Here is a 12,680-nt window from a genome sequence, read left to right on the forward strand (position 1 = left end):
TGACCGACAAACGATCTCGGGAAAACTTGAGGCCATGAGCAGGATCTTCTTTAGCATTGCGCTGTTCTGGGCGTTGGCTGGTGGTGCCATTGCGCAGGATTTCAGCGCGTTGGCGCGTGTCCAGCCTGACCAGAGCCGTATTACGGATGTCGGGCGTACCGGTGTTCGGGTGGACATCGCCCTCAGTCAGGGCGTTCCCTACAGGATTTTCACCTTGCAGGATCCCTACCGTATGGTTCTGGACTTCAACGAAGTGGATTGGGCCGGGCTGACCCGCGAAGATTTCCTGCAATCCGATCGCATCAGCGGTGTGCAGTTTGGCGCATATGTTCCGGGTTGGTCACGTCTGGTGCTGGAACTGGGTGCGCCGATGGCAGTGACGAAAGCAGAATTGTCGGTGGCAGAGGATTCGGGGGCCGCATTGCTGTCGCTCGACCTCAAGGGGACGGATTTCGATGCTTTCAACGCCTCGGCGGGTGCGCCGCGAAACCCGGGCTGGGACCTGCCGGAACCGGCGGATGTGCCGCAAGCCGCGGTGCGCAGTGCCGACCGACCCTTGCGTGTCATGCTGGATCCGGGCCACGGAGGCATTGATCCGGGGGCCGAGACTGACGCGATTGATGAAAAAACCCTTATGCTGACTTTCGCGCGTGAGCTGCGCGAAATCCTTCTAAGATCAGGCGGGTACGAGGTGGTTCTGACACGGGTCGACGATCAGTTCGTCTCGCTGGAGCGCCGAATTGCGCTGGCGCACCGGGCCGGTGCGGACCTGTTCATTTCGCTGCACGCTGATTCCCTGTCCGAAGGGCGGGCGCATGGCGCGGTGGTTTATACCCTGTCTAACGATGCCTCAGATGTGGCCAGTGCGAAGCTGGCGGAACGGCACGACCGCGGGGATTTGATTTCCGGTATCGATCTGAACGGGGCGGATGATCAGGTCACCGATGTTCTGCTGGACATGGCCCGTCAGGAAACGATGCCACGCACAAGCGCGCTGGCCAAGGCCATCGCAAACGGCCTGGCACAACAAGGCGGGCCGATGAACGGCAAACCCTTGCGTACCGCATCTTTTTCAGTACTCAAGGCGGCGGACATCCCGTCGGTTCTGGTCGAGCTTGGATTTCTGTCCAGTCCCAGAGACCTGAAGAACCTCAAAGATCCTGATTGGCGTGCAAGAATGGCGCTGGGAATTCATCGGGGGCTTGAGGATTGGCGCCAGCAGGATGTGATCCGCAAATCCCTTATTGGTCAGTGACCTTGCGGCGCAAAACGGCTAGAATACGCTCGGTGTTTTGACCCTTGGGCGGCGCATCACTATATATGCAGCACCGCGAAAAAAAGGCAGTAACGTGATCCGGTTCATTCTTTCGATTTTCGGGGCGATTTTCAGCCTCGTGACATTGGGTATTTTCATGGCCGCGCTGGTGATCGGCGCGGTGTTCTGGATGTATGGGCGCGACCTGCCCAGCCACGAGTCACTGGCACAGTACAAACCACCCACGATCAGCCGGATCTATTCGGGTGAAGGCAAGCTGATTGATGAATTCGCGCAGGAACGCCGCCTGTTTACGCCATCCGAGGAAATCCCGGATCTGGTGAAGCAGGCGTTTATTTCGGCGGAAGACAAGAATTTCTACAACCATCAGGGCTATGACCCGCGCGGCATCATTGCCGCCGGGGTCGAGGCAGTGCGGACCAAGGGCGAAACCGTACGCGGTGCATCAACCATCACGCAGCAGGTCATGAAGAACTTTCTGCTTTCCGGTGACCGCCGGGCCGAGCGTAAGATCAAGGAAATCATTCTTGCGACTCGGCTTGAGGATACATTGGACAAGGAACAGATCCTCGAACTTTATATGAACGAGATCTTTCTGGGCCAGAACTCGTACGGTGTGACTGCCGCCGCGCAGACCTATTTCAACAAGACCCTGCAGGAACTTGCCCCGCATGAGGCCGCCATGCTGGCTGCCATGCCCAAAGCGCCGTCAGATTACCACCCCGTTTGGCAAAAAGAGCGCCTTCTGGCCCGGCGCAATTACGTGTTACGCGAGATGCAGCAGAACGGTTACATCGATCAGGCGACTTATGAGGCCGAGGTCGAATTGCCTCTGCGCTCGGTCCAGAACGGAGATTTTGAAAGCTTCCGTACGGCCCTGCCGCCCCGCGACTATTTCACCGATGAAATCCGTCGCCAGCTGAGCGAAGATTTTGGTGAAGGCGAGTTCTTTACCGGGGGTTTCACCGTGCGTGCATCGGTGGATGAGGAAATGCAGGTTGAGGCCGCACGTGCCCTGCGCGAGGCGCTCGAGAAATATGATCGGTCCCGTGGCAAATGGCGCGGAACAGGTGACGTGATCCCGGAAGAAAAACTGGCGGATGAGACGCAATGGCGCGAGGCGCTGGCGGCCATGGAAATTCCGCGCGACGTTATTCTGCCAACCCGTTGGTATCCCGCCGTGGTTCTGGGCGTGACCGACCAGCAACTGACTGTTGGTGTCGAAGAAGGTCCTGCCGATGGGTCTATCCCGCGCGCGGACATCAAATGGATGCAGGGTGATTTTGCGGCCAACTTCAAGCGCGGCGATGTCATTCTTGTTGTTGCGGGTGAAGATGGGCAATGGTCGGCGCGCCAGGTGCCCGAGGTACAAGGCGGCTTTGTCGCGATGGACGTGAACTCGGGTCGTGTTCTGGCGATGCAGGGCGGGTTCTCGTATCAGGACACCGTGTTCAACCGGGCCACACAGGCACAGCGCCAGCCGGGATCGTCGTTCAAGCCATTTGTCTATGCTGCTGCGCTGGACAGCGGATACAGCCCCGCGACCATCGTCGTCGATGCGCCGATCGAAGTGAACACGCCGCAGGGGCTGTGGCGCCCCAAGAACTCTTCCAACAAATTCTACGGTCCAACTCCTTTGCGCACAGGGATCGAACAGTCGCGGAACCTGATGACCATCCGTCTGGCGCAGGAAGTTACAATGCCTGTCGTTGCGGGCTATGCGGAACGGTTCGGTGTCTATGACCGGATGGGCGCATTCTTGGCCAACTCGCTGGGGGCCGAGGAAACCACGCTTTACAAGATGGTCGCGGCCTATGCGATGTTCGCCAATGGCGGCCAGCGTGTGGAACCCACTCTGGTCGACCGCATTCAGGACCGGTTCGGAAAAACCATCTATCGCCACGATGACCGTCAGTGTCTGGACTGTAACTCGACCTGGCTGGAACCAGATGAATCGCCCACCCTTGTCACGGATCGCGCACAGGTCATGGATGCGATCACCGCCTATCAGCTGACATCGATGATGAAGGGTGTGGTCGATCGCGGGACGGCATCCAGCGTTGTGAATCTGCCCGTGCCAACAGCGGGCAAAACCGGAACCACCAACGACTCCAAGGATGCGTGGTTCATCGGCTTTACGTCGAACATCGTGGCCGGTTGCTACATCGGTTATGATCGACCGCGTCCGATGGGACGTGGGGCCTATGGTGGCACGCTGTGCGGCCCTGTGTTCCAGAGCTTCATGGAAAAAGCGGTCGAGAAATACGGCGGCGGTCCGTTCGAAGTGCCCGAAGGCGGCCATTTCATCAAGATCGACCGCTTCAGCGGGGCCCGTCTGCCCGATGATGCCACCGGTGACTATGTCGTGGCCGAATTCTTCCGCGACGGTGTCGATGGTTTCATCGACCGTGTCTATGATGGTGGTTTTGCCATCGGATCGGACCTGCCATTGTTTGAAGAAGTCCAGCGCGCGGGGGTTCAGGTTCAGACGTCAACGGGCGAGACCGTGACCGTTGGACCGAAAGCTTCCCAAGGGGACCTGAGCACCGGTGGGCTTTACTGACCGGCCGCTTTCAGAAACAGGTTTAGTAGATCAGCTTCTGCGTCACCGCAGATCGGGCCGTCAGATCGCCAGTAGATGGACAATGCGCATTTCGCGGCAGCCCATTGAGCCAGCCGTATTCGTGGAACACTCATTGCTTTGGAATACTCCGACAGACAGGTTTCGATTTGCAGGGGTTGGCGCACAAGATCCGGCATTCCCTTAGGGTGTCGCAACGCGTTGGCCAGTTCAAAAGCGGGATCGCCTAGATAACCTTTTGCATCGATGATCCGGGGTCCTGATAGTGTCATAATGACATTGTCTGGGTGAAAATCCCCGTGAAGAGGTACGGGTGAAGGTTGGCTGTCTAACAGGTCTTCACTTAGTGCAATCGCTGACTTCACCGCGTTACGCAGTTGGGCAGGGCACTCGGCCGCAAAGGCGCATTCAGTCAAGGGGGCGAACACCTGTTGCAAGGGTTTCATTCCAGTGGCGCTGACCGGGTCCCCTGCGTGCAAACACGCTGCTGTTTCCGCAAGTGTCTTGACGGCTTCTTCGGGCCTGCCCGCGCGGGCGATATCTCCCAGAGATGGTCCATCCAACCACTCCATCAGTACGGCGCTCCGTGCCTCTTCCAAAATCCGAACAGCGCCCCTGTCGCGCCACCCGACCAACAAGTTTGTGCCCGGTTTTTCGTTCCCGCGATCTTGCCTGCGATAAAGCTTCAAGGCAGCCGGGCCGCAATTGGATTGTACTTTCCACACTCTTGCATGGCCGGTGTCCGCAACCAGTTCAGGAAAGTGCAAATCCCATCTGCCCAGAAACTCTTCGACTGTGTTTTGCATTCAGGTCCAGCCTGTCTTGTGGTGTCTCGCACCTCTTGCTATCACGCAGGCCTGATTGAGCAAGTTGGGACAAGACCATGCGCGCCGAAACCCAGAACATCGTGGCGGATATCAAAAAGTCACTGGAGCTGCTGGCGCAGCGTATGGACTATGAAACCGCGCCGCATCGCCTTGAAGAATTCAACGCGCGCGTCGAAGACCCCAACCTTTGGGATAACCCTGAAAATGCGCAGAAACTGATGCGCGAACGGCAGTTGCTGGTCGATGCAATCGAGACGTATGAATCCATCAAGACCGACCTCAACGACAATATCGAACTGATCGAGTTGGGCGAGATGGAGGAAGACCAAGAAGTCGTTCAGGATGCCGAAGCCGCGATCAAGACGCTGAAAGCCAGAGCCGCCAAAAAAGAGCTTGAGGCGCTGCTGGACGGTGAGGCCGACAGCAATGATACGTTCCTCGAAATCAACTCGGGCGCGGGGGGAACCGAAAGCTGCGACTGGGCGTCGATGCTGGCGCGCATGTATGTGCGCTGGGCCGAGAAAAAGGGTTACACGGTCGAGCTGCAATCCGAGACACCGGGCGAAGAAGCGGGGATCAAATCCGCAGCTTACAAGATTTCCGGTCACAATGCCTATGGCTGGCTGAAATCGGAAAGCGGCGTGCACCGGCTGGTGCGGATCTCGCCCTATGACTCGGCTGCCAAGCGCCATACGTCTTTCAGTTCGGTCTGGGTCTATCCGGTGGTCGACGACAATATCGAGATCGAGGTGAACCCGGCCGATATTCGCATCGACACCTACCGCTCTTCGGGGGCTGGCGGCCAGCACGTGAACACCACCGACTCGGCTGTTCGGATCACGCACATCCCGACCGGGATTGTTGTGACCAGCTCGGAAAAGTCGCAGCACCAGAACCGTGATATTGCCATGAAAGCCCTGAAATCGCGCCTGTACCAGCAGGAACTGGATCGCCGCAACGCGGATATCAACGCGGCGCACGAGGCTAAGGGCGATGCGGGCTGGGGCAACCAGATCCGGTCTTACGTCTTGCAGCCCTATCAGATGGTCAAGGACCTGCGAACCAATCACGAAACCTCGGATACCAAAGGGGTTCTGGACGGGGACCTGGACGGATTCATGGCGGCAACCTTGGCCCTGAACGTGGCAGGCAAAAGCCGATCCGAGGCGCAGGGCGACAGCTAAGGTGACACGCCAGCGTTCCTTTCCGGACCTGCTGAAAGGGCACTGGCAGCTAATCCTGATCACCGGTCTGGTCTTTGCGCTCTGGAACACGCCGTTTGTTGTTCCGCTAAAAATTCTGGTTGTCTTTCTGCATGAGCTGTCTCATGCCGTGACAATCCTATTGACTGGCGGCTCGGTCGAGAGTTTCACGATCTCACCCCAGCAAGGCGGAATGGTGATCGGCCGGGGCGGCAGCAGGTTTCTCAGCCTGTCCGCCGGCTATCTCGGCTCGCTTGTGTTTGGTATTGCGCTTTTGATCATTGCCTTGAGGACAAATGCTGACCGGGCTGTTTTGGCTGTTTTCGGCGCAATCATGTGTCTGATCGCACTGCTGTACATACGCGATGCTTTCGCCTTGCTGTTTTGCGCAGGCGTCGGGGCGGCAATGATTGCGACAGCGTGGTTCATGAGCCACGAGGTCAGTGATCTGGTGCTGCGCGTTGTCGGGCTGACCAGCATGATCTACGTGCCGTTTGATATCTTTGATGACACCATCCGACGATCCGGCGCACGCTCGGACGCGTTCCTGTTGGCCGAGGAATTCGGCGGCACCGCGATGCTGTGGGGTGGGGTCTGGCTGGTGTTGAGTGGTGGCGCCATTGCCCTTTGTCTACGGTATTGGTTGGGCCGGGACAGCAACCTGCCATTGCACCGCAGAGCGTTGTGATGCTGTTGTTTGTGAGACAAGAAAAGATACATCTAAACAGTGGGTTTAAATGAGGTGAACCGCTCGCTAGGCTGTTGAAGACCAACAACAGACTGGCGTGTTATGGACCTGACCCGGATATCTGCCACAGAGCTTCTGAACCAACTGGCTACCCGGCAGGTTTCGGCCACAGAAGTCATGCGGGCCACGCTGGATCGCATTGCCAAAGTCAACGGTGACGTGAACGCCATCGTGGCGCTGCGGGACAAGGGCGAGCTGATGGCCGAAGCGCAGGCCCGCGACAGCGGCCCTGTCACTGGCCCGCTGCACGGCCTGCCAATTGCGGTCAAGGATTTGGTCAATGTGGCAGGTATTGTTTCGTCGCACGGATCGCCTGTTTTCAGGGATGCCGTCCCTGACAGGGATGATCTGATTGCCGCCAGGATGCGGGCCGCGGGCGCCATCCTGATCGGCAAGACCAATACGCCGGAATTCGGGCTGGGCTCGCACACGTTCAACCCGGTCTATGGTGCGACGCGCAACCCGTATGACGCCAGTTACACCTGCGGCGGCTCATCAGGTGGGGCAGCAGTGGCTTTGGCGACGGGTATGGTCGCATTGGCCGACGGGTCCGACATGATGGGCAGCCTGCGCAACCCGGCGGCCTGGAACAATGTTTACGGCTTTCGCCCAAGCTGGGGCAGTGTGCCGTCTGATCCGGTCGGCGATAGTTTCCTGCATCAGCTGTCCACATTGGGTCCAATGGCGCGCAGTCCCGAAGATCTTGGCATCCTGCTCGACGTGATCTCGGGGCCCGATCCGCGCCTGCCATTGGTCGGAGAATATGCACCGGTTTCCCCGGTTGTCGCAGCAGATCTGAACGGGCTGCGCATTGGCTGGCTGGGCGATTGGGGCGGGGCCTTTCCAGTTGAAGCCGGAATCCTTGAGCTGTGCCGGGATGCGTTGAAGGTGTTCGAAGCGCGGGGCGCGCGTGTTGAACATGTCGCCCCGCCTTTCGATGCCGAACGGTTATGGACCAGTTGGATCACCCTGCGGTCCTGGACTGTCGCCGCAGGGCTGGAACCTTTGGCTGAACGACGGGACCATCTGAAAGACACAGCCCAGTGGGAGCTGGACCGGGGTCTGACGATGAGTGCCATGGACGTGCATCACGCCAGCGTAATTCGGTCAGAATGGTTCCGGCGCGCGGCGGAACTGTTCGAGCAGTTTGATGCCCTGGTCCTGCCATCCGCACAGGTTTGGCCGTTTGGGATCGAAACGCCATACCCCACCCGGATCGCGGACCGCGCAATGGATACATATCATCGCTGGATGCATGTCACGGTACCGGTCAGCCTGATTGGCTTGCCTTGTCTGGCCGCGCCCGCCGGGTTTGGTGTGCAGGGCCTGCCCATGGGCTTTCAACTGTTTGGACCAAAAGGATCGGATCAGAAATTACTGTCGGTCGGGGCGGCGTATCACACCGAAACCGACTGGCCTAACAAGAGGCCGGCGATGTCATAACGCCGATCAGGGAGGAGACTAAATGGAAAAGCCATTTGGCGTTCCGGACATGCGTCCGGTAGATACAGCCATGCTGCGCACAGCGTTGAAGCGCGCCTGGGCCGACTTTCGGCGCGCGCCGCAGTTCGGGTTGATCTTTGCCGGGTTCTACGTGCTTGCGGGATGGGCGATGGCATGGGTCACCATCCAGACTGGTACAACCTTCTGGCTGGTTCTGGCAGCTATCGGCTTTCCACTGATCGGCCCGTTTGCCGCTGTTGGCCTTTACGAGGTGTCGCACCGGCTGGAACAGGGCGAACCGCTGGATCTTGGTGCAATCTTTGGTGTCGTGCTGCAACAAAGCCGCCGGCAATTGCCGTCGATTTGCGCCGTCATCGTCGTGGTGTTTCTGTTCTGGTTTTTCCTGGGGCACATGATCTTTGCCCTGTTCCTTGGGCTGGCCACGATGACTAACGTGTCATCCTCGCTTGAGGTCTTTCTGACGGCGAATGGCCTGACAATGCTGGCTGTGGGCACGGTGGTTGGGGCGGTATTCGCAACCGTTCTCTATATGATCACCGTATTGTCGATCCCACTGCTGCTGGATCGCGAACTGGATTTTGTCACGGCAATGATTGCAAGTTTTACCTATGTGTCCGGGAATTTTCCGGTGATGCTTGCCTGGGGGGTAATCATCGCTGTTCTGACGTTCCTGGCCATGGTGCCCTGGTTTCTGGGCCTTTTGGTGGTTCTGCCACTGTTAGGCCATGCCAGTTGGCACCTGTATAGGCAAATCACCCAAGTCGAAGGGGAGGGCACATCGTCCTGAGAAAACCGCTCAGGGATACTGTGCCGGATTGTTGGTCGACAAGCGCGCAGCGGCGAAAATCGCCGTTGCATCGTGCCCGAGATATTTCAGAACCACGGGTTCCGGTGCCTCAGGGGCGGCCGGGCTTATGACCGTGCCGCGCCACTGAACCGCTGTTCCCGTGGGATCGGGTGAAATCATATAAACGCGGCTGTTCTGACCCGCTCGCTGAGAGGTCAGCATATAGACGGAACTGCCGGTGCAGGCGACGATCCCTTGTATTTCGCGCGCCTGCGGCGTTGCTTCGGGCATCGCGGCGCGCGAGACATATCCGCGTATCAATGTGCATTGGGCCAGTGGTCGGGCGTGCAGCAAGGTCATGCGGTGCGAGGCCGAGACGCTTTCGATCACGGCATAAAACCCCGGAGAAAACGCAGTTCTGGCGATCATGTCCACACCTGATCCCAGAAACTCAGTCAAGGCCGCCGCTGCGGGGTGGTCCTCGATCTTTTCAATTTCGTCCAGGGGCTTCAGGAGGATGCGCGCATCCACGTCGAAAAACCGGCAGATGCGATCCAAAACATCCGGCCGTGGAACACTTTCGCCCGAAAGATACCTGTTGAACTGCGTCCGATTCACGCCAAGCTTGCGGCACAGTGCCGAGACCGACCGATACCTTCGTGCCAGTTGCCGCAGATTCGCGCCAAACATAGCGCGAAGTTCAGCCGGGCTGCGAATGTCGTCGATCATGGATGCCCACGCCTTGCTAAGTTTCCTGAAAAACCATCGCAGCACTGGAACCAAGCCCCGGCGCGCATTGAAAAATCGTACAGATTGACCCCAAGCAACGTATCCCCACGTCGCGTTGCGCGTTGAGGCTAATGCCATAAAGCGCAATGGCAATGGGCTTTATCTGAAAATGCCTAATCTTTACCCGGAAAAGCTTACCCTATGGCAAATTTAGCGCATAGAAGGACGTGTGGGTTGATTTTGCAAATGCCCACCAACTCAAAGATGTGCTCCCGCCTTGGATGCAGGAAAAGCCCCAAGGCGGGTATATTGTTCAGTCGCCGCGCAGCAGGGCCGCCACGCCGGTGCGGGCGATTTCCATCAGGCCCAACGGGCGCATCAGGTCAGCAAAAGCGTCGATCTTGTCCGGCGCACCGGTGATCTCGAAGATGAAAGAGTTCAGGGTGCTGTCGACCACATTGGCACGGAAGATGTCAGCCAGGCGCAGCGCCTCGACGCGTTTGTCGCCTTCACCCACGACCTTGATGATGGCCAGTTCGCGTTCAACCGAAGGGCCTTCGACCGTCAGGTCATGCACGTCATGGACAGTCACGATCCGCCCCAGCTGCGCCTTGATCTGTTCGATCACCTGCGGTGTGCCGGTGGTGACAATGGTGATGCGGCTCAGGTGTCCTGTGTGATCCACCTCGGCCACGGTCAGGCTTTCGATGTTGTATCCGCGCCCCGAGAACAGACCGATCACACGGGCCAGGACACCGGGTTCGTTCTCGACCAGCACGGCAATGGTGTGGCGTTCCTGCACGTCCGAAAAAGTAGGCCGTAGGTTATAGGCCGAATGGCGGTTGGAGCCTTTTTTGATATGTAGGGCAGACATTTATGTCCCTTTCATCATCCTGTGTTTGCCGGGCGCAACGGTCGCCCGGCGGTAATCCTCGGACGGTATCAGACCAGAACCGAACCTTTGCTGTCGATCACGCCCTGCGTCTCGGCCTCGCCCAGCAGCATCTCGTTATGTGCCTTGCCCGACGGGATCATCGGGAAGCAGTTCTCGTGCTTCTCGACCAAACAGTCGAAGATGACCGGGCCGTCGTAGTTAATCATCTCCATGATCGCATCGTCCAGATCGGCGGGGTCGGAACACAGGATACCTTTGGCGCCAAACGCCTCTGCGAGTTTGACGAAATCGGGCAGGGCTTCGGACCAGGAATGCGAATACCGCTCGCCATGCAGCAGTTCCTGCCACTGGCGGACCATGCCGAGGCGTTCGTTGTTCAGGATGAACTGCTTGACCGGCAGGCGGTACTGAACGGCCGTGCCCATTTCCTGCATGTTCATCAGCCAAGAGGCTTCACCGGCGACGTTGATTACCAGCGCGTCAGGATGAGCCATCTGCACACCGATCGAAGCCGGGAAGCCGTAGCCCATCGTGCCCAACCCGCCCGATGTCATCCAGCGGTTGGGATCTTCGAACCCAAGATATTGTGCCGCCCACATCTGATGTTGCCCAACCTCGGTCGTGATATAGCGATCATGCTTTTTCGTGAGCTCTTCAAGACGTTGCAGCGCGTGTTGCGGTTTGATCGACTTTTCGCTGTTGGTGTAGGACAGACAGTTGATTTTGCGCCACTCGGAGATCTGCGCCTGCCATTTCTTGACGGCTGCCGCATCGGTCTTGCGCCCGCGTGACTTCCACACCTTCAGAATGTCTTCCAGTACATGCGCCACGTCGCCGACAATCGGGATGTCCACACGGATGACCTTGTTGATCGAAGACGGATCAATATCGATATGGGCTTTCTTCGACTTTGGAGAGAACGCGTCGATGCGCCCGGTGATCCGGTCGTCGAACCGTGCGCCGATGTTGATCATCAGGTCACAGCCATGCATCGCAAGGTTCGCCTCGTAAAGGCCATGCATCCCCAGCATCCCCAACCAGTTTTCGCCCGACGCCGGATAGGCACCCAGACCCATCAGGGTTGAGGTGATCGGGAAGCCCGTGGAATCCACCAACTCGCGCAGCAACTGGCTGGCTGCGGGGCCAGAGTTGATGACGCCACCGCCCGTATAGAAAACCGGCTTCTTGGCTTTTTCAATGGCTGCAACAAGCTCGTTGATTTCCTCCAGATCGCCTTTCAGCACCGGCTGGTAATGCGAGGTCGAAGGTTTGGGACTGTTGTATTCACCCGTGGCAAACTGCACATCCTTGGGAATGTCGATCAGAACCGGGCCGGGACGGCCCGACTTGGCCACATGGAAGGCCTCGTGCAGCGTCTCGGCCAGCGAATTCGTGTCCTTTACCAGCCAGTTGTGTTTGGTGCAGGGGCGGGTGATGCCAACGGTGTCGGCCTCCTGAAAGGCATCCGATCCGATCATGAAGGTCGGGACCTGCCCGGTCAGAACCACAATCGGAATCGAATCCAGCAACGCATCAGTCAGGCCAGTAACGGCGTTTGTGGCACCGGGACCAGAGGTAACAAGCGCAACACCCGGCTTACCGGTCGACCGCGCATAGCCTTCGGCGGCGTGGATCGCACCCTGTTCGTGACGCACCAGAATGTGGCGAATGTCGTTTTGCAGAAAGATCTCGTCATAGATCGGTAGGACGGCGCCACCGGGGTATCCGAATACCGTGTCCACGCCCTGATCCTTAAGGGCCTGAACCACCATCTTTGCGCCGGTCATCTCACGTGTCATCTGCTTTGCTCCGTTCGCGACATGTGTCTTGCGTTTGACAAAAAAAAGCCCCCGAATTTTCGGAGGCGCATGGGTTCGATTATGGTTTACCGTTACCGGCCCATGCGCGTGGTTCCTACGATTACGACTAGCGTTCTCATCGCCAGAGGCTCCTTTTTGCTTGCAGGGGACATTATGGTCGGGGGGGAGGAGCGTCAACAGGCAAATCTACCAATTTTCTATCTCAATGGCGGTATTTTGCGAAATTTTGTTGCGCAGATTGCCGCATGCCCGGAATTTCCGGGAAAAGGGCGGTCGTTCTCCTGAGGGCGGGACATTTATGAAGGTCTGAATGCGGCAGGCCGATGTCTGAAACTGGCATGATCCGGCGTT

11 protein-coding genes are annotated in these 12,680 nt (G+C 58.1%); 7 read left to right on the forward strand and 4 right to left on the reverse strand.

The genetic code is table 11. From position 1 onward, the window contains the following. The first annotated feature begins 34 nt into the window (after positions 1-34). Positions 35-1,255: an N-acetylmuramoyl-L-alanine amidase gene (locus tag ACR0DS_RS04695; protein WP_480558126.1), complete on the forward strand. Its 1,221-nt coding sequence runs from the start codon at positions 35-37 to the stop codon at positions 1,253-1,255. Between the two features lie 94 nt (positions 1,256-1,349). Beyond that, complete coding sequence (locus ACR0DS_RS04700; RefSeq protein ID WP_480558124.1) at positions 1,350-3,839, forward strand: penicillin-binding protein 1A; 2,490 nt, start codon at positions 1,350-1,352, stop codon at positions 3,837-3,839. Here the strand turns inward: ACR0DS_RS04700 and ACR0DS_RS04705 are convergent. Beyond that, positions 3,833-4,663 (reverse strand): aminoglycoside phosphotransferase family protein, encoded by an 831-nt coding sequence (locus ACR0DS_RS04705; RefSeq protein WP_480558122.1) that lies wholly within the window; start codon positions 4,661-4,663, stop codon positions 3,833-3,835. The genes ACR0DS_RS04700 and ACR0DS_RS04705 overlap by 7 nt on opposite strands. 77 nt (positions 4,664-4,740) lie before the next feature. Between ACR0DS_RS04705 and prfB the strand changes: the two genes are divergently transcribed. The 4 genes from prfB to ACR0DS_RS04725 all read left to right on the forward strand — a co-directional run bounded on the left by prfB (position 4,741) and on the right by ACR0DS_RS04725 (position 8,885). After that, positions 4,741-5,868: a peptide chain release factor 2 gene (gene prfB, locus ACR0DS_RS04710; RefSeq protein ID WP_480558120.1), complete on the forward strand. Its 1,128-nt coding sequence runs from the start codon at positions 4,741-4,743 to the stop codon at positions 5,866-5,868. 1 nt (position 5,869) lies between these two features. Continuing rightward, complete coding sequence (locus ACR0DS_RS04715; protein ID WP_480538082.1) at positions 5,870-6,574, forward strand: M50 family metallopeptidase; 705 nt, start codon at positions 5,870-5,872, stop codon at positions 6,572-6,574. A 102-nt stretch (positions 6,575-6,676) separates the two neighbouring features. After that, the gene (locus ACR0DS_RS04720) at positions 6,677-8,077 is read left to right on the forward strand and encodes an amidase (protein ID WP_480558118.1); all 1,401 of its coding nucleotides are present in this window, start codon (positions 6,677-6,679) and stop codon (positions 8,075-8,077) included. A gap of 22 nt (positions 8,078-8,099) precedes the next feature. Then, positions 8,100-8,885, forward strand: coding sequence for a DUF2189 domain-containing protein (locus ACR0DS_RS04725; RefSeq protein ID WP_480558116.1), 786 nt, complete (start codon positions 8,100-8,102; stop codon positions 8,883-8,885). 9 nt (positions 8,886-8,894) lie between these two features. On the opposite strand, the gene ACR0DS_RS04730 is transcribed toward ACR0DS_RS04725, so the two are convergent. The 3 genes from ACR0DS_RS04730 to ACR0DS_RS04740 all read right to left on the reverse strand — a co-directional run bounded on the left by ACR0DS_RS04730 (position 8,895) and on the right by ACR0DS_RS04740 (position 12,308). Continuing rightward, positions 8,895-9,614: a helix-turn-helix domain-containing protein gene (locus ACR0DS_RS04730; RefSeq protein ID WP_480558114.1), complete on the reverse strand. Its 720-nt coding sequence runs from the start codon at positions 9,612-9,614 to the stop codon at positions 8,895-8,897. A 313-nt stretch (positions 9,615-9,927) separates the two neighbouring features. Beyond that, positions 9,928-10,488, reverse strand: a complete 561-nt coding sequence (gene ilvN / locus ACR0DS_RS04735) for an acetolactate synthase small subunit (protein ID WP_209503637.1) — start codon at positions 10,486-10,488, stop codon at positions 9,928-9,930. Between the two features lie 68 nt (positions 10,489-10,556). Beyond that, positions 10,557-12,308, reverse strand: a complete 1,752-nt coding sequence (locus ACR0DS_RS04740; RefSeq protein WP_480558112.1) for an acetolactate synthase 3 large subunit — start codon at positions 12,306-12,308, stop codon at positions 10,557-10,559. A gap of 69 nt (positions 12,309-12,377) precedes the next feature. Between ACR0DS_RS04740 and ACR0DS_RS04745 the strand changes: the two genes are divergently transcribed. After that, positions 12,378-12,614 (forward strand): hypothetical protein, encoded by a 237-nt coding sequence (locus tag ACR0DS_RS04745; RefSeq protein ID WP_209596746.1) that lies wholly within the window; start codon positions 12,378-12,380, stop codon positions 12,612-12,614. The last annotated feature ends 66 nt before the right edge of the window (positions 12,615-12,680 follow it).

This window comes from Ruegeria sp. AF5 (assembly GCF_056541905.1).

What these genes read in the sequence shown, in the direction of transcription:
- ACR0DS_RS04695 (WP_480558126.1), top strand. Translation starts at nt 35, where the DNA reads ATGAGCAGGATCTTCTTTAGCATTGCGCTGTTCTGGGCGTTGGCTGGT.
- ACR0DS_RS04705 (WP_480558122.1), bottom strand. Translation starts at nt 4,663, where the DNA reads ATGCAAAACACAGTCGAAGAGTTTCTGGGCAGATGGGATTTGCACTTT.
- prfB (WP_480558120.1), top strand. Translation starts at nt 4,741, where the DNA reads ATGCGCGCCGAAACCCAGAACATCGTGGCGGATATCAAAAAGTCACTG.
- ACR0DS_RS04720 (WP_480558118.1), top strand. Translation starts at nt 6,677, where the DNA reads ATGGACCTGACCCGGATATCTGCCACAGAGCTTCTGAACCAACTGGCT.
- ACR0DS_RS04725 (WP_480558116.1), top strand. Translation starts at nt 8,100, where the DNA reads ATGGAAAAGCCATTTGGCGTTCCGGACATGCGTCCGGTAGATACAGCC.
- ACR0DS_RS04730 (WP_480558114.1), bottom strand. Translation starts at nt 9,614, where the DNA reads ATGATCGACGACATTCGCAGCCCGGCTGAACTTCGCGCTATGTTTGGC.
- ilvN (WP_209503637.1), bottom strand. Translation starts at nt 10,488, where the DNA reads ATGTCTGCCCTACATATCAAAAAAGGCTCCAACCGCCATTCGGCCTAT.
- ACR0DS_RS04740 (WP_480558112.1), bottom strand. Translation starts at nt 12,308, where the DNA reads ATGACACGTGAGATGACCGGCGCAAAGATGGTGGTTCAGGCCCTTAAG.
- ACR0DS_RS04745 (WP_209596746.1), top strand. Translation starts at nt 12,378, where the DNA reads ATGGGTTCGATTATGGTTTACCGTTACCGGCCCATGCGCGTGGTTCCT.